We start from the raw sequence: 18,058 nt of genomic DNA on the forward strand, positions 1-18,058 counted from the left end.
ATTCGACAACAATGTCAGAGCCACTCCTACATTGGACATAGCTATCAGAACTTAATACTTATTGCATTAATTAACGCTAGCTCATCCACCCAGCACACGAGCTCAAGAAACCATATGTCTACGGATAGCACGTCACGCTTCACGAAGAATGTCATCCCTATGGATGAGGTTCTGACACGGACTGGGTTATCAAGATCGATGCTCTACAAGCTGTTGCGCAAGGACAAGTTTCCTCATCCCACACCGATGAGCAACAGAGCCATTGGCTGGTTTGAAACGGATGTCGAAAGCTGGCTGCAGGCGAGCAAAGCAATTCGCCAAGCGAACCTGGTTCTACCTGTCGTCTACATGGCGGGAAAAATGGGGACAGCTTTAGACAATGAGAACCCGGGCAGAGAGTTTTCCTGTTGGCGAATCTTCGACGTATCCAGATCCAAGGCACTTGGTGATCTAGGGATCGAGAATTCAGATACCGATGTGCTGATCGCGCCGCCGGAAGAAATGCTATTTCACGGAACTCGTACGAGGTTCATGTATTCAGGTCCGTGGAAAGCGAGAAATGGCAGCCATGGATACATGCATGGCGCGAATTCTTACTCTCCCTCCAACCCACAAAGCGCAGCCTATCGCGGAGCTCTTCAAGGCATCTCACGGGCCGACGTTGTTGTCGCCTATCTCGAAGACCTGGAGGCTTTTGGAACGCTGGTTGAGATCGGCTATGCAAGAGCGGGCAATAAGAGAGTGATCGTGATTACTGCACCTGCCCTCAAGAAGCAGCGACGAGACCAAGACTGGGACCATGGCATTTGGTTCGCTATTCGGGCAGCTGATAGACACATCGAACTACCAGACCATCCTGGCTCCAGCCAGAGCGACCTCTGGCGATCAGCACATGCGCATGCAGCATCGGTCATTTCGGAGTGGTATCCCCATTCATTGACTCCCCCTCCTAGTGCCGCCGAATAGAGTGCAGTGGCCAGCTCAGATTTACTTCATAAGGAGGCAGCCTCACGATCTCCCGTCCCGCCCACTCGTTGAATGTCTCGAACAGCTATTGCAACAGGGCAACCTCATTCTTGTCACCCGCAATGAAGAGGCTGGCAAACGAATCCGCGCCATTCCTATGTGCGACATGCGCAACTTCGCGGCCGACCCATCCATGACATCGATGAAGCGTCAAAGCTGCTGGATCGCAGCCATGTGAAAGCAGCACGCAAGCTTTGTCCAACAAGGACCACATGCTTGAAAATGACCAGGTAAAAGCTCCTTCCACCTCATGAAAGAAATTTCTCTATCAAGAAACCTGCAAAAAATATTTCAGACTCAAATATCATTTCAATATGAGATTTCAGACAGAGTATTTTTACATTTAAGACCTAGAACACAGTTAACAACAGTATTCAAATAATTCCCATCAATATTGCACATCTGACGGCTTGCGCCCTGGTTCTTACTTGCATTTTTCCGTAAATATTTTTTATATGCGTTGACACAGTCAAAGGGCTTATTTGCAAGTAGGACGCAACCTCGAGAGAGCTTTTTCCTTGGGCTATCAATTTTAATATTTCCACCTCTCTTTCAGTCAGAGACTCAAAGCTCTTGTGTTTGAAGATACTTTCCTCATGAAAATTGGCCTTGAATATTTTTGGAATGATTTTCTTCGCCACTACTGGAGATATAGCGGCTCCACCATTCGCAACTTCCAGCACAGCTTGCGAGTAGCTTCCAAACCATGAGTTCTTCACTAGGTACCCAACAGCGCCTCTTTTAAGAGCATTCATGGCCGCGTCGTCGTTTTCACTTGCAGAAATTGCAATGCTCAGCACGTCAGGCCTCTTTAGCTGGATCGATTCCAGCAACTCGGTTCCTTGGCCTTCACCAAGAGACAGGTCAATGAGGAGCACATCGAACTCTTGCAAAAAGATGTTCTTACGAGCCTCTCTGTAACTGGAGGCCTGCCCAACCAGAAGAGTGCGCGGGTCACGCATGAGCTCCTGCGAGATCACATTCCTGACATGGCTGTCTTCGTCAACCAGAAAGACTCGCACCGGCTGGTTCTGCTGACCCTTCATGTCGGACGGCCACATGCGCCCAAAGACAGTAGATGTGACTTCTGCACTGCCTGCATCATCAAACCGTGAGCTCATAAATGCGTCGGATAGATACATGTGACACTCCATTTGATGAGTCGATTTCTTGGGAATCTCGCGAAAAAATAGAATTCATCCCATTGAAAATCCACAAAAAACAAATAAAGAAAAATAAGGTTTAAATTTTTACAAATTAATACTTGAATACAAGGTATTAACTCAATCTCATCACAAAAATAGATGTAAACCCTTTATTTTTGAAACAATGGACATATAAAATAAAAAGAAATATAGATTACATTTTTTAGCATTGTAAGAATTTTCCAACAAGCACTATTCTTTCAATAGCACATCATCCACAAGCCACAAAAAATCAATCATTTTTTTCATCATTTTAAATTCTTCAAAAAATATCTTTGAATGGGGTATTACTGTTTCTCCGTCGTTTTCTGAAACTGCCCTCACCGAAAGCAGTTTTGGAACGTAACAAAGCACTCCAGAACTTGTTGACGGTTAACACTGGCCTTTGCGAACCAGCATCGGTCTCTCGCTCACACACTCTCAGTTGTCTGGGAACTCGCTATTCAAAGGAATGATCATGAAAAAGTCTCTGATTGCCATGGCGGTTATTGCGTTGGCTGGTGTTGCATCTGCTGCTGTGAGCAGCTCAAGCATTGCAGCCACAAACACGACGTCGAGCGCATCGTCTGCCACGCTGTCGGGTGCGGCCAGCTCGGGCAACGGAAGTGCGCTGAGCATGAATAGTGCAACCTCCGGTGCGACGTCGAATGCAAACGCTGCTGGCGGCGCTATCGGCGCAGGCGGTTTTGGCATCGGTGGGGCAGCTGTCGGCGGTAGCGCAACTACTTTCGGTAATGTGAAGAGCCTTTCCGCAACCACCGGCAACGGTGTTGCAGGCGGCGTAGCGGCTACCAATGCCAATGCGGGCTCGACTGCTGCTGCCGGCTATAACGCAGGACCCGTCAGTGGCACGGCCTTCGGCGGCGCCTCTTCTCAGACCGCGAATGTTGCTGCAACTGGCGCCGGCCCTGGCGGCGGCTTGGCTTACATCAACAACAATGCTGGCACCACCTCTGGCTACAACGCCACATCGGGAGCCGTTTCCTCACCTTGGGGCTCGCTGACCAATACCACATCGAACGCAGGCTCTGTGGGTACCGTCCATCAGAATGCCGGTTCCTGGGGTAACGCCGGCTACTTCTCCAACGGTGGTGGCACCTCCGGTACTGCTGGTGCAGGCTCTACTGCCAATGCCAACTAAGGCAGCTGTCCCAAGATAGTTGTGTTTGTCCCGGGTCTGGCTGCCTGGCCGGGCTCGGGCAACGTAGGAGCAAAGCATGAAATTCTCAATAGCTCTGTTAAGTCTTTGCGTTCCTTTGTGCAGTTATGCGCAAAGTGCCGACAGCAGCGCGCAAAGCTCCTCTAGCTCCTCTTCCGTGGGGGCGCAACAGAATCAGTCGGTCACCATTGTCAATCCGGTCGTTGCCCCGGCGGAAAGTCGATCTGTATCCACGATGGACAGCAGATCCACTTCAACCTCCGATCAAAACATCACAACGAACGGCACGACCACCCAGAACCTGAACAGCACTGTGTCCGGGACGTCCAAGAACATTGTGGAGTACACAGGTACTTACACCATGAAGAACGTTCCCAGCGTGAACGGCCCCAATCTCACGACCAGCAATGACACCTGCATGGGCAGCAGCAGCGGCAGTGCCAACGGCCCTGGCTTTGGCGTGAGCTTCGGCACAACCTGGACGGACGAGCATTGCAAACGCCTGAAAATGAGCCGTGAGCTCTGGAACAAGGGCATGAAGGCAGCCTCGCTGGCAATGGACTGCATGGATCCCGCCGCTCGCGTGGCACTGGAGATCACGGGTTCGAAATGCCCGCAATCCATGACTGCAGATGAGCGCCGGAACAACTACGGGCCGGATGCTTCGGCACAAGGTAGCCCCACTCCCGCTTCAGCTCCCACAGAGGTTCAGTCAAGTTTGACACCTGAAGTCACTCGCCCCTCGCTTGTAACATCTGTGATGGATGACCCACGTACAGCACAGCTGTACGACAATTAGTGGGCGTGATTCCTAATCTAGGAGGCCGCTATGGGCAAGACTCTAGCTCTTTTAGCGATTGCACTGTGTTGCGCTTCGTCTTTGGCTGCACCCGACTCCAGGGCCATCAATGAACCGTTGAGCATTCAACGCCAGATCTTCGGAAGTGGCGAGCAAGGTGCAGCAGGCTCGCAGCAAGCAGAGCCAGTGGGCGACTATGGCGTCTGGCATGTGCCGCAGTACCTGCCTGGCTATCCGACTGCAGCAACGATATGGCCCCGCGCTATCCCTGTGAAATGCAAGGACAGGCAGTGCGAAGGCTATGTGATTACCCCGCAGATGGGGCCAGGTGAGTACCTGTTCTTCGTGCCTACAAGCGAATAGACTGGTCAAAGGCATAACAGGACGGCAGCACTCCTTTGGTGCTGACAGCAACTCACCTAACAAGGGCGGGCTTCAACCCGCCCTTGTTGATTTGTGCTCTGCAAATATGCAGTCACTCAACACTGATAACGACATCAAGCGAAGTACCTGCAGACAAATCGATCCAGCTTCGACCCCATGTCGACATCATGGGCGCAACGCGTTTTTTTCCAAAGGAACGCCACGACAATTTTTTGCGCCTGAATTTCGAATACAATCCGCATCCCTCCAGAGTGAGTGCAGGGAGTTGAAATCCCCGCAGCAGGGTGTTCCGGTCCAACCCGGCACTACATACCCAAGCCGAGAAGGCTGCTTCACTGCCATCCAGCCTTCGGTTCTCCACGTGAAAAGCCGGCGCATCAATTACGCCACCGCCCCATGCCTTTCCCTTGCCGGGATAAGGCAGGATCTCTCTTGCTCGCTCATCTTTTCGAAGTTGCACCGCCACTGTGCATAACTTTGCGCAATCTGGTGCGGATCCATGCCTTGCAATGCCATGCCTGGCACCGACAGCATCGTCCATCTGGCAAACATCCATTCGCTTCAAGCCTATGGCACATAGCAGATCACCAGGGGTATTTCTCTCTGAAAAATGCCTTTTGAACACCGCTGCACTTGTACTGTCAACGAGATCCATTGCTGTCAATCCGAGCAACCCAGGCTTGAGTCAAGCCACAAAAAAGCGCTGTCCATGACAGCGCTTTTTTTCCACAGATCATGTGGACATGACTGTGGATATTCAGTGAAATCCTGGTGATAACAGCACACAAGCCCTTGTACTTGCGGGCTGAAAGGTAGGTTGCCTCCAAATCAGGCAATTGCAATACAAGGGTTAACCCTTTGCCCCATTCAGAGCTGGCGCCGAATCACCATACGCCCCAACTCGGTGATATGCCAGTGCTTTTCTGCATCCTGCTCCACCAGCCCCCGCTCCAGCAGGCGCTTGGAGAGATACTCCTTGGCGGCCGACCACAGAGAGACATCCTCGCCCAGCTCCAGCTTCTTGAGCGTTTCCAATTCATCGACCGTAGGTTCATACACAGGTGCGCGATAGACTGCGGTTTGCATGGTGACTTCTCCTAAGCTCGTGCGATGACTGGCCGCTTCGGCTCCGAAGCGCCTGAGAGCCAAGATAAACCTGTCATCCGCGACACGCAATAGTTACCCGCCTGCTTTACCTTTATTCACCCAAGCCATACCCCACCCTCACAGACCTGGCAGCCTGACAACAGGCTGCCAGCTCATTATTCAGGAGCTGACCACCTTTATGCTGTATGCGCTTGCTGTACTTTTCGCCTTTCAGCTACTGGGGGAGTTCCTGGCCCGCGTCACGGGCCTGCCCCTGCCCGGCGCGCTGATCGGCATCCTGCTTTTGCTGCTGGGCCTTCTGTTTTACAAACGCCTACCCAAGACACTGGAAGATACTGCTCAGGTTCTGTTGCAGAACATGATGCTGCTTTTCATCCCCGTCATTGCAGGCGTGATGCTGGAATTCGACCACCTGCGCCGGGAATGGCTGCCGTTTGTGCTGGCCTGCATTGCCGGAGCTGCCATCACATTCACCGCCACCGCCCTCACCTTCCGCTTCTGCCTGCAGCGCCAACGCACTCGCAAGCCGGATGACGAGTCCGCAGCAAAGCAGGAGCCCAGCGCATGAGCACACCCCTGCTTGAACGCCTGCACACCGCCTGGCTGAGCCTGGCCCAAGGCTCGCCCCTGCCCTGGCTGGTGCTGACCATGCTGGTCTATCTGGCGGCCATGGCCATCTACAGGAAAAGCGGCAACCGCCCCATGCTGATTCCGGTGTTTACCGGCGTGGTCGTCATCGTCGCGATTCTGTTGCTCACAGGCACGCCTTATGAAACCTATCGCAGCGGCGTATCCCTGCTGGGTCTGATGATAGGCCCGGCCACCGTGGCACTGGCCATCCCGCTCTACGCCCAGCGCGAGCGCATCCGTCAGCTGTGGTTGCCCATCAGCGTGGCGCTGCTGGTGGGCTGTCTGGTCGCTCTGTTTTCGGCGCTGGGCATTGCCTGGGCCTTTGGCGGCTCGCAAGCTACGCTGATCGCCGTGGCCCCCAAGTCGGCCACCATTCCCATCGCCCTGCCCATGGCCGAGCGTTTTGGAGGAACACCCTCGCTGGCCGCCGTGGCCGTGGCCATTACCGGCATCAGCGGCACCATGATGGCACCGCTGCTGTGCCGCGTCCTGCGTCTCAAGGATCCAGCGGTTCAAGGCTTTGCCATCGGACTTACGGCCCATGCGATTGGCACGGCACGCGCCATTCAGCTCAACCCCACGGCCGCTGCGTTCTCCGCTCTGGCCATGGGCTTGAACGGCGTGGCCACGGCTGTGCTGATGCCACTGGTGCTGGCCATTACCCCCTGGATTTAAAACAATAGCTGCTGGCGCTTAATGCATAACCGCTAGCAGCTATTTTTGATTAGGCTTGCGCTCGCTACGCCGGTAAGCTGCAAGCGCCCCCAGAATCAGCGCCATCCCCAGCCACTGCGCCGGCTGCGGCTTGACACCAAACCAGAGCAGATCCACCAGCAAAGCCATGACGGGGTAGATAAAGGACAAGCCGGCGATCGCCTGCGCCTGCAGTCTTTGAAATGCCGTGTACATCAGTGTGTACATCCAGGCCGTGTGCACCAGGCCCAGCACCAGCACCGCAGCCCAGACCTTGGGACTGAAGAGTGCCTGGGCGCGCAGCTCCCACACCCAGGGCAGCAAGCTCAGTGCACCAAGCAGCATCTGCAGCATGGCGATCTGCGCCGGCGCAAGCCGCCTGAGCCGCTGGGTGGCCAAGGTGGCCAGGGCATAAAGACTGGCTGCCAGCAGTGCCAGCACAATGCCCAAGGATTGCCCTTGCGACGCCTGCTGGTCAGTCAGCCCGACCAGGCCGCTGCTCAAGCCCACGCCTACCAGCGCCAATACCAGCCAGGGCAGCCGATTGAGCGGCAGAGGCTCGCCCTGCAGCAGAGCCGCCAGCAGCAACAGCAAGAAGGGCTGTACGTGATAGACCACCGTGGCAATGGCAATGCCGCTGTATTCATAGGCACGAAACAGGCACAGCCAATTGACGATGAGCGCCACAGCCCCCAGCAGCAGCCAGCCGCTCTCGCGCCAGGTCGGCCTGGACCACTGGCCCGACCAAAGCACCCAGGCCGCCAGCCCGAGTCCGCCAAGCAAACAACGCAACCACACCACCCACAGCACGGGCAGGCCGCTCTCCACCACCAGCAGGCCGATGGTTCCGGAAAGCGCCATGGCCAGCACCATGCGCCAGCTACCGCCGGCTGCTGCCTTGGGCGGCGAGGTGGTTGCCAAAGCCGGCTTGGAAGCCAGCACTTGTAAAGAGGAAGATGTCTGGGAAGTCATGATGGCATGGTCCGTCAATCACCTCCAAGCATCAATACAGCTCTATTCCACTTACTATTACCCACAGATCAACAATCAAGCTGAACCATGAGCACAGAGCCCGGCCTGCTTCCTGAAATGCTGGTTTTCGCCAAGGTGGTAGAGCTGCGCAGCTTTGCCGCCGCCGCGCGGCAACTGGATCTGACCACCTCGGCCGTCAGCCGCAGCGTGGGCCGGCTCGAAGCCCATTGGGGCGTGCAGCTGCTGCATCGCACGACCCGCTCGCTGTCCCTGACCGAGCTCGGAGCCGAGGTCTATGCAGCCTGCAGCCAGCTGGCACAGACGGCCAGCGATATCCACGCCATTGCCGGCCATTACAGCGGCGTGCCGCGCGGCACGGTGCGACTGACGGCTCCAACCATCTTTGGGGAAATCTGGCTCAGTGCACAGCTGCCTGCGCTGCGCCGCCAATGGCCCGAGCTTGAGGCCGCCGTCAGCCTCAGCGACCAGATGCAGGATCTGGCGCAGCAAGGTCTGGATCTGGCCATCCGCCTGACCCGGCCCGAACAGCTACCACCGCATATGGTGGCGCGCGAGCTGCGCCAGGTGCGCTACATCGCCGTGGCCTCGCCGGCCTACCTCAGGGGTCTGATCAAGCCGCCCGAACATCCACAGGAGCTGGGACGCGAGCATGGCGTGGCATGCATCACGCTGGGCTATGGCGACTTTCAGAGTCGGCTGCAATGGGTGCACGGCCCAATTCGCAGCCCAGAGGCTGTCGTGACCGAAGTCGCCGTTCACTCTCCTTTGTCCATGGACAGCAGCACCGGCATCATTAACTTGGCATTGCAGCATCAGGGCATAGGCCTGGTGGCAGACTTTGCGGCCCAGGCCGTGCTGAGCAGCGGTGCGCTGGTCCAAGTGCTGCCCGACTGGCAGCTGACGGGCAATTACGCGCCGCGCACCGCCTATGCACTGTATATGCCCTCGCGCCACCTGCCGCTCAAGGTGCGGGCGCTGATTGATCACCTAGTCGATGCCGGAAAACATTAAACCCATGACTCAAACTGGCCCAATCGCAGCCGCCTGATGGCCAGCCGTATCGACAGTCGCTGCGGCGGCCTGTGGCCAGAAAAGAGCCCGCACTTCGGCACTGGCATAGGGCAGGATCAGCGCCATCCCGCTCAACATGGCGCCCGCACCAGCAGCAGCATCACCCACACCCGATTGCAAAATCGGCCCCGTAAAGCAGGACAACAGCAAGCCGGCTAGCGTCGAGCTCACAGCCAGACTCGGCGCCCAGCTCCTGAAGCGCAGTTGCCCGTAAAAAGAAGCCAGCGTAGTCACAACCACCACCGCCATGGCCAGCAATACTCCGGGCGGATAGCGCTTGATGCCGCCGAATTGCACCATGCTGTCATGCACCGACTTCAGACTCGCGGGGATCAGCGGGAAAAAGGCGTCCAGGCACAGGCCCGCCAAAGGAATTGCCGAGGAGGCAAGAACAATGGCCCGGTATGTCGACTTCTTCAATTCCCTCTCCCTCGATGTTTACCGGGCATCGTATCGGGATATCCCCATTCGCCCGCTACAAGCTTGTGGACAAAGCCCGCCACTCAGCGGGATAAGCGCATCAAGCCATTGTTCTGCAAAGACTTTTCAATGTCTGCTTAATTTTTAAGCAAATCACACTATACGGCTCTTAAAGCCTACAAACTCCGCATTTCATAGCAGCTCACGCCTACCAAAATTGGGCTGTAGCCCAGTTTTCCCCACTAAATCACTACAAGCTTGTGGACAAGCCGGAGCAAGCACTTGAATAAGCGACTTAACCCCTTGTCACATTAGAAAAAATGGGGTGCTGATTATTTTTTAATCAGTACCCCGTTCATGCACTAAAACTCAGTCACTCAGCGCAGCGGCCCTTGCCAGTCTCCCAGGCGGTAGGCACTGTCCCAGAACATCCATTCCAGCCGGGCCGCATCCTTATAGGCCGCATGCATGGCCGCGCGCGTGGCCTCGGTGGCCTCCTCGGCCAGGCGATCCACCGTGGCGCAGACGCCGCGCACGGCCGCGTGGAATTCCTCGCTGGCATAGGTGTCCACCCAGGCCTGATACGGATTGTCCTTGGCCGAGCGCGCATGAATGTCGCGCCCCACCTCGGCATAGATCCAGAAGCAGGGCAGCAGCGCGGCCACGGCCACCGGGTAAGTGGCGCTCCATGCCGTGGCCAGCAGATAGCTGGTGTAGTGATGGCAGGCCGGCGTGAGCGGCGTGGCGACAAACTGCTCGGGCGTGATGCCGAAGTCACGCATGAAGCCGCCATGCAGGGCGCGCTCCACCACCACGGCCTCATTGGCGGCATTGGCAAACTGCACCACGCCTTCGGCGTTATCGGATTTGGCCGCCGTCACGGCCAGCGCTCGGCCATAGGCGACGAGGTAGTGCGCATCCTGAATCATGTAGTGGCAAAAGCGCTCCCGGCTCAGCGTGCCGGACGCCAACTCCTGGTTGAAGGGCAGCTCCAGGGTACTTTGAAACAGTGCCTGGTTGGCGTTCCACAGGCTTTGGCTGAATGACATGATTCGACTCTCCACTGCAAGAATTCATAGCAGCCAGCGCTTTGCTGGCCGGGCAAGCAATCATTCTTGCCTAGATACCTGCATCGAAGGCCCAAAGCCCGGCGGCTATGCGGTCAAAGCTGTATTTCAAGGCTGGCGCTCTGGCTTGCGACCTGTAGCCTCCTGCGCCTTGTGCTGCAACCACTGGCTGAACACCCGCAGCGCCGGTGAAGCTTGCGCCTCGGCCGCCAGCTCGGGCGTGACCAGGTAATAGGCGCGGTTGCCGCGCAGCGGCTGGGGACAGGCGACGATGAGATCGCCGCGCGCAATCTCCTGCTCGATCAGCATGGGCGGGATCAGGGCTACGCCCAGACCCTGGCTGGCAGCCACGGCCAGCATGGAAAACAGCTCAAGCCGCATGCCGTCGAGCGCGCGCGGTGCATCGACATGCATGGCCTCAAACCACTGGCGCCAGCCCTGGGGACGCGTGCTTTGCTGCAGCAGCGGCAGGCGCGCAATCACCTCGGGGCCGACCGGCAGCCAGGCACGGCCTGGATCACGCTGCTGGGCCGTGGCCAGCAGTTGCGGGCTGCACACGGGCACGACTTCCTCGTCCATCAGCCACTGCGCCTGCACGCCGGGCCAGCGTGCCACCTGCTCGGGCGTGCCCGCGTAGAGAGCGGCATCGAACACCGTGTCGGCAAACAGGAAAGGCCGGGTCTGCACATCGATATGCACTGTGATGTCGGGGTGCTGCTGTGCCAGTTGCGGCAGGCGCGGCAGCAGCCAGCGCGTGGCAAAGGTGGGCACGGCCGCCAGATTGATGGGGCCGCCCTCGCCCTGATGGCTCATCAGATCCAGCGTGTCGCGCTCCAGCCCCTGCAGCCAGCGTCCCACCTGCTTGGCGTAATGCAGTCCCGCATCGGTGAGCAGCACGCCGTGGCGCGTGCGCTTGAACAGCGCCACGCCCACAAAATCCTCCAGCGCAATGATCTGGCGCGAGACAGCACTTTGCGTCAGCGACAGCTCCTGCGCAGCCTTGGTGTAGCTGACATGGCGGGCAGCCGATTCAAAGCAGGCCAGGGCCTGGGTGGAAGGGAGAACTCTGCGCATATCTCTTGTGCTTAGAACGCATCAATCAATCTAAAAACAACGGGGAAACCCTGAATAATTCTTTTATACATGCGTTTTACTCATCCATAGATGATTATTCATCGTTTGCCAGCCCTTGTTCTGCAAACCTAATATGTGTGCAAGCACTCAGGCGGAAATGCGCCTGCAATCCGACACCTTGCATTCAGGAGATGAACATGGCCAATGGCTACCAGTGGGACGACTGCTTCCAACTCGACCAGCAACTGACCGAAGACGAGCGCATGATCCGCGACGCAGCGCGCGAGTACTGCCAGGACAAGCTCAAGCCTCGCGTGCAAGCCATGTTCCGCAACGAGTCCGTGGACGTCAGCATCTTCCGCGAGATGGGCGAGCTGGGCCTGCTGGGCCCCACCATCCCCACGCAATACGGTGGCGCGGGTCTGAACTATGTGAGCTACGGCCTGGTGGCGCGCGAGATCGAGCGTGTTGATTCGGGCTATCGTTCCATGGCCTCCGTGCAATCGTCGCTGGTGATGGTGCCCATCAACGAGTTCGGCACCGAAGCGCAGAAGATGAAATACCTGCCCAAGCTGGCTTCGGGCGAGTTCATCGGCTGCTTCGGCCTGACCGAGCCCGACCACGGCTCCGACCCCGGCTCCATGGCCACACGCGCCTACAAGGTCGACGGCGGCTATCGCCTCAAGGGCAACAAGATGTGGATCACCAACAGCCCCGTGGCCGACGTGTTCGTGGTCTGGGCCAAGGAAGTCTCCGAGGACGGCACCGTGGGCCAGATCCGCGGCTTTGTGCTGGAAAAGGGCATGAAGGGTCTGTCCGCCCCCGCCATCCACGGCAAGGTGGGCCTGCGCGCCTCCATCACTGGTGAAATCGTGATGGACGATGTGTTCTGCCCCGAAGAAAACGCCTTCCCCGACGTGCGCGGCCTCAAGGGCCCGTTCACCTGCCTGAACAGCGCCCGCTTCGGCATTGCCTGGGGTGCGCTGGGTGCGGCAGAAGACTGCTGGCACACCGCCCGCCAGTACACGCTGGACCGCAAGCAGTTCGGCCGCCCCCTGGCTGCCAACCAGCTGATCCAGAAGAAGCTGGCCGATATGCAGACCGAAATCACGCTGGGCCTGCAAGCCGCACTGCGCGTGGGCCGCATGAAGGACGAGCACCAGAACGTGATCGAGATCACCTCTCTGGTCAAGCGCAACAACTGCGGCAAGTCGCTGGACATCGCCCGCATGGCGCGCGACATGCTGGGCGGCAACGGCATCAGCGACGAGTTCGGTGTGGCCCGCCACCTGGTGAACCTGGAAGTGGTGAACACCTACGAAGGCACGCACGATGTGCATGCACTGATTCTGGGTCGCGCCCAGACCGGCATTGCGGCGTTTGCGAACTGATAGCTCCCCCTGAGCGGCTACGCCGCTTCCCCCTCTCTCTTCGGGAGGGGGACGGCAGCTTCGCCGCGAGGCGGCTCTTGCTGGCTGCCCTTACCTCGGGGCAATGCCAACTACCGCTATTCATTTGTTAGCTGGTGCCGCTTGATTTGTCTGTGTTTTGGATAGTTTTCATCTCAAAACCCAGACAAATAAAGCGTAAGCAGCTATTTATTTCATTGTTTCGCTTTACGGGGTCATCCGACATGAACGCATCGACAAGCACTTCCACGGGCGCACTGGCAGGCATCAAGGTGCTGGATCTGTCGCGCGTGCTGGCGGGCCCCTGGGCCACTCAGATGCTGGCCGATCTGGGGGCCGACGTGGTCAAGGTGGAGCGCCCGGTTGCCGGCGACGATACGCGCCACTGGGGTCCTCCGTTTCTCAAGGACGATGCGGGCAACGACACGCGCGAAGCCAGCTACTTCACGGCCTGCAACCGCAACAAGCGCAGCCTCACCGTGGACATGGCACACCCCGAGGGCCGGGCCCTGCTGCAGCGCATGGCGCAAGAGGCCGATGTGGTGGTGGAGAACTTCAAGACCGGGGGGCTCGCTCAATACGGTCTGGACTATGAGAGCCTCAAGGCGCTGAACCCGCGCCTGGTGTACTGCTCCATCACGGGTTTCGGTCAGGACGGCCCTTATGCCGAGCGCGCCGGCTATGACCTCATGGTGCAAGCCATGTGCGGCCTGATGAGCATCACCGGCCATGCAGATGGCGAACCCGGTGGAGGCCCTCTCAAGGTTGGCGTGGCCGTGATCGACGTGTTCACGGGGCTCTATGCCAGCAATGCCATCCTGGCCGCGCTCAACGCCCGCGACAATGCGAGAAACGGCACCGGCCAGGGCCAGTACATCGATATGGCGCTGCTGGACGTGGGCATGGCCGTGCTGGCCAACCAGGCTGCAGGCTTTCTGGCCACCGGCCAGGCGCCGAGCCGCGCCGGCAATATCCACCCCAGCTTGGCGCCGTATCAGGACTTTCCGACATTGGACGGCAATGTGCTGCTGGCCATAGGCAATGACGGTCAGTTCGCGCGCTTTTGCGCAGCCATCGGCCAGGACGGCTGGGCCCTGGATGCACGCTTTGCCACCAATACCGCCCGTGTACAGAACCGTGCGGCACTGCTGGAGTTGATGAAGCCACAGATGCTTCAGCGCAGCACGGCTGACTGGATTGCGCTGCTCGAAGACAAAGCCGTGCCATGCGGCCCCATCAACACCATTGCCCAGGCCTTTGAAGACCCCCAGGTCAAGGCACGCGGCATTCAGCAAAGCTTGCCGCGCAACGCCAGTGACGGCATTGGCCGTATCGCCACCGTCGCCAACCCCATACGTCTGTCGGCCACGCCGGTGACTTACCGCAACGCCCCGCCAGCCCTCGGCCAGCACACCGATGAGGTGCTGCGCGAATTCGGACTTGATGACAACGCCATTGCTGCGTTGCATGAGCAAGGAGTGGTTTGAGGCCTTCATGGCCAAAGCAAACTCCTGACAACAAAAGAGGGCCCAAGCCCCGAAAACTGCAGGCAACTTCACCAGAGATGCACTGCCAATCACACTTTCCAAGGAGACATTGATGTTCAAGTTCACAGCCACCGTTCTGGCTGCCATGGCTTTTTGCGGCGCTGCACAGGCACAAAGCGCCTATCCCAACAAGCCCATCCGCCTGCTGGTTCCCTTTGCCGCCGGCGGCACGACCGACCTGATCGCCCGCATCATTGCCGAGCCGCTGAGCCGCGAACTGGGCCAGTCCGTGGTGGTGGAAAACAAGGGCGGCGGCGGCGGCAGCATCGGTGCCTCCGAAACCGCCCGCGCCGCGCCCGATGGCTACAACCTCGGCATTGCCACCGTGTCCACCACGGCGACCAACCCGGCCATCAACCCCAAGATTCCCTACAACGTCGCCACCGACTTCACGCCCATCGTGAACATTGCGGCCACGCCCAACATCATTGCGGCCAATCCCAAGTTTGCCGGCAAGGACTACAAAAACTTCCTGACCGAGATCAAGAACAATCCTGCCAAGTACTCCTACGCTTCGCCCGGTCTGGGCTCCATCACCCATCTGATGATGGAAATGTTCAAGCTGGAAACCAAGACCGAGATGACCCACGTGCCCTACCGTGGCTCCGGCCCTGCGCTGAACGACACCGTGGCCGGCCAGGTGCCGCTGATTTTCGACAACCTGCCCTCCACCCTGCCCTTTGTGAAGGAAAAGCGCCTCACGGCTCTGGTCGTCGCCGCCCCCCAGCGCGTTGCCGCCCTGCCTGATGTGCCGACCTTCAAGGAAATCGGCCTGCCCCAGGTCAACCGCATGGCGTACTACGGCATCGTCGGCCCCAAGAACCTGCCCAAGGAGGTGGTGGCCAAGATCAATGCCGCCGTGCGCAAGGCCGTGCAGGACCCCAACGTGAAAAAGCGCATCGAGGAAAGCGGCTCCATCATCATGGCCGACACCCCCGAAGCCTTTGCCAAGCAGATGGCCGAAGAGCTGGCCGTCTACAAGAACGTGGTGCAAAAGCAGAATCTGAAGATGGACGAATAAGCGTCTGCTGCGCATGAAAAAAGCCCTCGCCGGCACATACCGGCGAGGGCTTTTTCTTTGCCTTGTCTCATGCACAAGCCAGGTGCCCATGCATGAAACTGGTGCAGCACAAGGCCTGTTCTCAGAAACGATGACGGATGCCCACCAGGGCGCTGGTGCCGGACTTGTTGGGAATGTCCATGCTCACGCGGTCATACATGGCCACGGCATAGACGTCGGTGCGCTTGGACAGGAAATGGTCGTAGCCCAGGCTGACGGTGGTGCGTGTGCCGCTGACATTGCCCACTTCCGACTTGGTACGCGCCGCCGCTGCCTTGAAGGTTCCAGGCGTTCCGCTGACTGGAATGTCCAGACCCAGCGAGTAGGTGGTGTTCTCACGATCCTGGGCGTTGATCTTGGCCTGGCCGTAAGTGGCATAGAGCTTGGCCACGCTGAAGTCATAGCTGCCGCCCACCATCCAGTTGCTCTTGGTCGGCATCACCGCCAGCGATACCGGGTTGCTGATCTGCGCACGCTCGTAGAACGCGGTCAGGCTCAGCGGGCCGCCCGAGTACATCAGGTTCAGGCCCACATTCTTCTTGCCCTTGTTGCCGCTGCTGCTCTGCTCGCCGAATTGGTAATGCACATTGGCCTTGAGGCCGCCGAAGCTGGGTGTGGAATACAGGATCTGATTGCTCCAGCCGGTGTTGGATGCCGTGGTCAGGCTGTCCGCGCCCCAGGCCGCAGTCGTCATATTGGCATGCAGCACCAGCGGCGAGACCGTGAAGGAGTCGCCAAACGGATTGGTCAGCACAGTGGGCAGAAAGTTCGGTGCCATGCCACGACCCAGGCTCACACGACCAAAGCTGCCAGCCAGACCCACATTGGCATCACGCGAGAAAAAGGGGTCGGCATCAAAGCGACCAGGAGTACCGGTGTCGGCACGAAAAAAACTCGTGATATTGAAGTCGGCCTTGAGACCGCCGCCCAGATCCTCCACGCCTTTCACACCCCACCAGGAAGTGGTCAGACCGCCGGAGCCGACCGAGGCCACGCGTTCTTGCCCTGCCAGCTTCATGGAGCCCGCATAGCTATCGATGGTGCCGGTGAGCTGCACGGAACTCTGGGCCTGAGCCGACAGGCTGGCCACAGCCAGGGCGATGGTGGTGAAGGTAGCGGCAAACGCTTTCATGGATGGTTTCCTCTCTAAAAAGTTTGAGACAAACCACCCATGCAAGAGTCAGGCCAGTTTTGTATACAAAACTAGGACTTCAAACGGAAGCTGTCGGCCAGCTTGAGCATCATGAACAACCAGAGCGCGCCGCCCATGGCAATCAGCAGGCCGCCCACCAGGCCTATATGCGTCATGCTCCATTGCTGGCTGACGATGCTGCCCAGCAGTGCGCCGCCGCCAATGCCGATATTGAAAATGCCCGAGAACATGGACATGGCCACATCGGTGGCATCGGGCGCCAGATTCAGCACCTTGGACTGCATGGACAGCGCAAAGCAGATCATGGCAATGCCCCAGACCGAGCTTTGCAGATACAGGCTCCAGACATGCGTGCTGCTCATGACCAGCAGCAACAGGCTCAGCGCCAGCACGCCGATGGACGCCAGCAGAAAGCCGCGCGGAAAGCGCAGACCGAACCAGCCGAACAGCACGCTGCCCACAATGCCCATGCCGCCATACAGCAGCAGCACGGCCGTGGTCACATCGCCGGCGTGGCCGGCAATGTCCTGCACAAAGGGCTCGATATAGCTATACGCCGTGAACTGGCCGGTAATCACCACCACCAGCAGCACATAGATGCCGACCAGGGCCGGGCGCCTGAACAGCATGGGCACACTGGACAGGGAGCCTGCGTTCTCGCTGGGCAGCAGAGGCAACAGCTTGCCCAGCACCAGCATCACCGCCGCTGCCACCGCGCCAATGGCCAGAAACGTCATGCGCCAGCCCAGCCATTCACCCACGATGCGGCCCAGCGGAATACCCAGCACCATGGCCACGGAAGTACCCGTGGCCAGCAGGCTCAGCGCCATGGCCTTCTTGCCCGGAGGCGCCACCCGCACGGCCAGAGAGGCCGTGATGGACCAGAACACCGCATGCGACAGCGCAATGCCGATACGGCTGATGACCAGGGATGCATAGCTCCAGGCCACGCCCGATACCAGATGGCTGAGCACAAACACCGCAAACACACCCATCAGCAGCTTGCGCCGCTCCACCTTGCGCGTGAGCAGCATGAAGGGCAGCGAAGCCAGCGCCACCACCCAGGCATAGATGGTGAGCATCAGCCCGACCTGCTCCACCTGCATGTCAAAGCTGGCGCCAATGCTGCTGAGCAGACCGACCGGCACAAACTCGCTGGTGTTGAAGACAAAAGCACCCAGCGCCAGCGCAATCACGCTGAGCCAGGCCTGGGTGGGAGATCGGGTCGATTCGATAGGGGCAGTCAAGGTTTCTGTCATGC

General features: G+C 58.5%; 19 protein-coding genes. 10 read left to right on the plus strand and 9 right to left on the minus strand.

All coding sequences use genetic code 11. The annotated features are described in order from the left end of the window. Positions 1–114: 114 nt before the first annotated feature. Positions 115–966, plus strand: coding sequence for an AlpA family phage regulatory protein (locus tag CSE6_RS15605; protein WP_059440931.1), 852 nt, complete (start codon positions 115–117; stop codon positions 964–966). 434 nt (positions 967–1,400) lie between these two features. Here CSE6_RS15605 and CSE6_RS15610 read toward each other — a convergent pair whose 3' ends face one another. After that, positions 1,401–2,168: a response regulator transcription factor gene (locus CSE6_RS15610; protein WP_034352905.1), complete on the minus strand. Its 768-nt coding sequence runs from the start codon at positions 2,166–2,168 to the stop codon at positions 1,401–1,403. 580 nt (positions 2,169–2,748) lie between these two features. Between CSE6_RS15610 and CSE6_RS26115 the strand changes: the two genes are divergently transcribed. From CSE6_RS26115 to CSE6_RS15630, 3 genes are all read left to right on the plus strand, one after another. After that, positions 2,749–3,372: a hypothetical protein gene (locus tag CSE6_RS26115; protein ID WP_231905900.1), complete on the plus strand. Its 624-nt coding sequence runs from the start codon at positions 2,749–2,751 to the stop codon at positions 3,370–3,372. A gap of 253 nt (positions 3,373–3,625) precedes the next feature. After that, positions 3,626–4,189: a hypothetical protein gene (locus tag CSE6_RS26120; protein WP_238585719.1), complete on the plus strand. Its 564-nt coding sequence runs from the start codon at positions 3,626–3,628 to the stop codon at positions 4,187–4,189. 30 nt (positions 4,190–4,219) lie between these two features. After that, positions 4,220–4,552 carry a hypothetical protein gene (locus CSE6_RS15630; RefSeq protein WP_034349562.1) on the plus strand — a complete coding sequence of 111 codons (333 nt, stop codon included), beginning with the start codon at positions 4,220–4,222 and terminating at the stop codon, positions 4,550–4,552. Positions 4,553–4,664: 112 nt separating this feature from the next. Here CSE6_RS15630 and CSE6_RS15635 read toward each other — a convergent pair whose 3' ends face one another. Together CSE6_RS15635 and CSE6_RS15640 are read right to left on the minus strand one after the other, a co-directional pair. Further along, positions 4,665–5,228: a hypothetical protein gene (locus CSE6_RS15635; protein ID WP_152668590.1), complete on the minus strand. Its 564-nt coding sequence runs from the start codon at positions 5,226–5,228 to the stop codon at positions 4,665–4,667. A gap of 212 nt (positions 5,229–5,440) precedes the next feature. Then, on the minus strand, positions 5,441–5,659 hold the full coding sequence (locus tag CSE6_RS15640; RefSeq protein ID WP_059440932.1) for a hypothetical protein: 219 nt from the start codon (positions 5,657–5,659) through the stop codon (positions 5,441–5,443). A 199-nt stretch (positions 5,660–5,858) separates the two neighbouring features. Between CSE6_RS15640 and CSE6_RS15645 the strand changes: the two genes are divergently transcribed. Beyond that, positions 5,859–6,248: a CidA/LrgA family protein gene (locus CSE6_RS15645; RefSeq protein WP_034353487.1), complete on the plus strand. Its 390-nt coding sequence runs from the start codon at positions 5,859–5,861 to the stop codon at positions 6,246–6,248. After that, complete coding sequence (locus tag CSE6_RS15650) at positions 6,245–6,985, plus strand: LrgB family protein (protein ID WP_003069102.1); 741 nt, start codon at positions 6,245–6,247, stop codon at positions 6,983–6,985. The genes CSE6_RS15645 and CSE6_RS15650 overlap by 4 nt, the downstream gene beginning before the upstream one ends. A gap of 39 nt (positions 6,986–7,024) precedes the next feature. Here the strand turns inward: CSE6_RS15650 and CSE6_RS15655 are convergent, their stop codons facing one another. Then, positions 7,025–7,975 (minus strand): DMT family transporter, encoded by a 951-nt coding sequence (locus tag CSE6_RS15655; protein ID WP_152668591.1) that lies wholly within the window; start codon positions 7,973–7,975, stop codon positions 7,025–7,027. 87 nt (positions 7,976–8,062) lie between these two features. Between CSE6_RS15655 and CSE6_RS15660 the strand changes: the two genes are divergently transcribed. After that, positions 8,063–9,007 carry a LysR family transcriptional regulator gene (locus CSE6_RS15660; protein ID WP_059440933.1) on the plus strand — a complete coding sequence of 315 codons (945 nt, stop codon included), beginning with the start codon at positions 8,063–8,065 and terminating at the stop codon, positions 9,005–9,007. A gap of 9 nt (positions 9,008–9,016) precedes the next feature. Here CSE6_RS15660 and CSE6_RS15665 read toward each other — a convergent pair whose 3' ends face one another. From CSE6_RS15665 to CSE6_RS15675, 3 genes are all read right to left on the minus strand, one after another. Continuing rightward, positions 9,017–9,487 (minus strand): hypothetical protein, encoded by a 471-nt coding sequence (locus tag CSE6_RS15665; protein WP_059440934.1) that lies wholly within the window; start codon positions 9,485–9,487, stop codon positions 9,017–9,019. Between the two features lie 377 nt (positions 9,488–9,864). Beyond that, the gene (gene tenA, locus CSE6_RS15670; protein WP_059440935.1) at positions 9,865–10,536 is read right to left on the minus strand and encodes a thiaminase II; all 672 of its coding nucleotides are present in this window, start codon (positions 10,534–10,536) and stop codon (positions 9,865–9,867) included. 126 nt (positions 10,537–10,662) lie between these two features. Beyond that, entirely contained in the window at positions 10,663–11,628 is a 966-nt protein-coding gene (locus CSE6_RS15675) for a LysR family transcriptional regulator (RefSeq protein WP_059440936.1), read from the minus strand. 197 nt (positions 11,629–11,825) lie between these two features. Here CSE6_RS15675 and CSE6_RS15680 point away from each other — a divergent pair, with 197 nt between their 5' ends. The 3 genes from CSE6_RS15680 to CSE6_RS15690 all read left to right on the plus strand — a co-directional run bounded on the left by CSE6_RS15680 (position 11,826) and on the right by CSE6_RS15690 (position 15,605). Continuing rightward, entirely contained in the window at positions 11,826–13,019 is a 1,194-nt protein-coding gene (locus tag CSE6_RS15680; protein WP_012839439.1) for an acyl-CoA dehydrogenase, read from the plus strand. Between the two features lie 242 nt (positions 13,020–13,261). Further along, positions 13,262–14,524: a CaiB/BaiF CoA-transferase family protein gene (locus CSE6_RS15685; protein ID WP_059440937.1), complete on the plus strand. Its 1,263-nt coding sequence runs from the start codon at positions 13,262–13,264 to the stop codon at positions 14,522–14,524. Positions 14,525–14,636: 112 nt separating this feature from the next. Beyond that, positions 14,637–15,605 (plus strand): tripartite tricarboxylate transporter substrate binding protein BugE, encoded by a 969-nt coding sequence (locus CSE6_RS15690; protein WP_034380426.1) that lies wholly within the window; start codon positions 14,637–14,639, stop codon positions 15,603–15,605. Positions 15,606–15,726: 121 nt separating this feature from the next. Here the strand turns inward: CSE6_RS15690 and CSE6_RS15695 are convergent, their stop codons facing one another. Both CSE6_RS15695 and CSE6_RS15700 read right to left on the minus strand, forming a co-directional pair. Then, positions 15,727–16,776 (minus strand): porin, encoded by a 1,050-nt coding sequence (locus CSE6_RS15695; RefSeq protein WP_034380428.1) that lies wholly within the window; start codon positions 16,774–16,776, stop codon positions 15,727–15,729. A gap of 71 nt (positions 16,777–16,847) precedes the next feature. Next, on the minus strand, positions 16,848–18,056 hold the full coding sequence (locus CSE6_RS15700) for a sugar transporter (protein WP_059440938.1): 1,209 nt from the start codon (positions 18,054–18,056) through the stop codon (positions 16,848–16,850). Positions 18,057–18,058: the final 2 nt, after the last annotated feature.

Source organism: Comamonas sp. E6 (genome assembly GCF_001010305.1).
Taxonomy (GTDB): domain Bacteria; phylum Pseudomonadota; class Gammaproteobacteria; order Burkholderiales; family Burkholderiaceae_C; genus Comamonas; species Comamonas thiooxydans.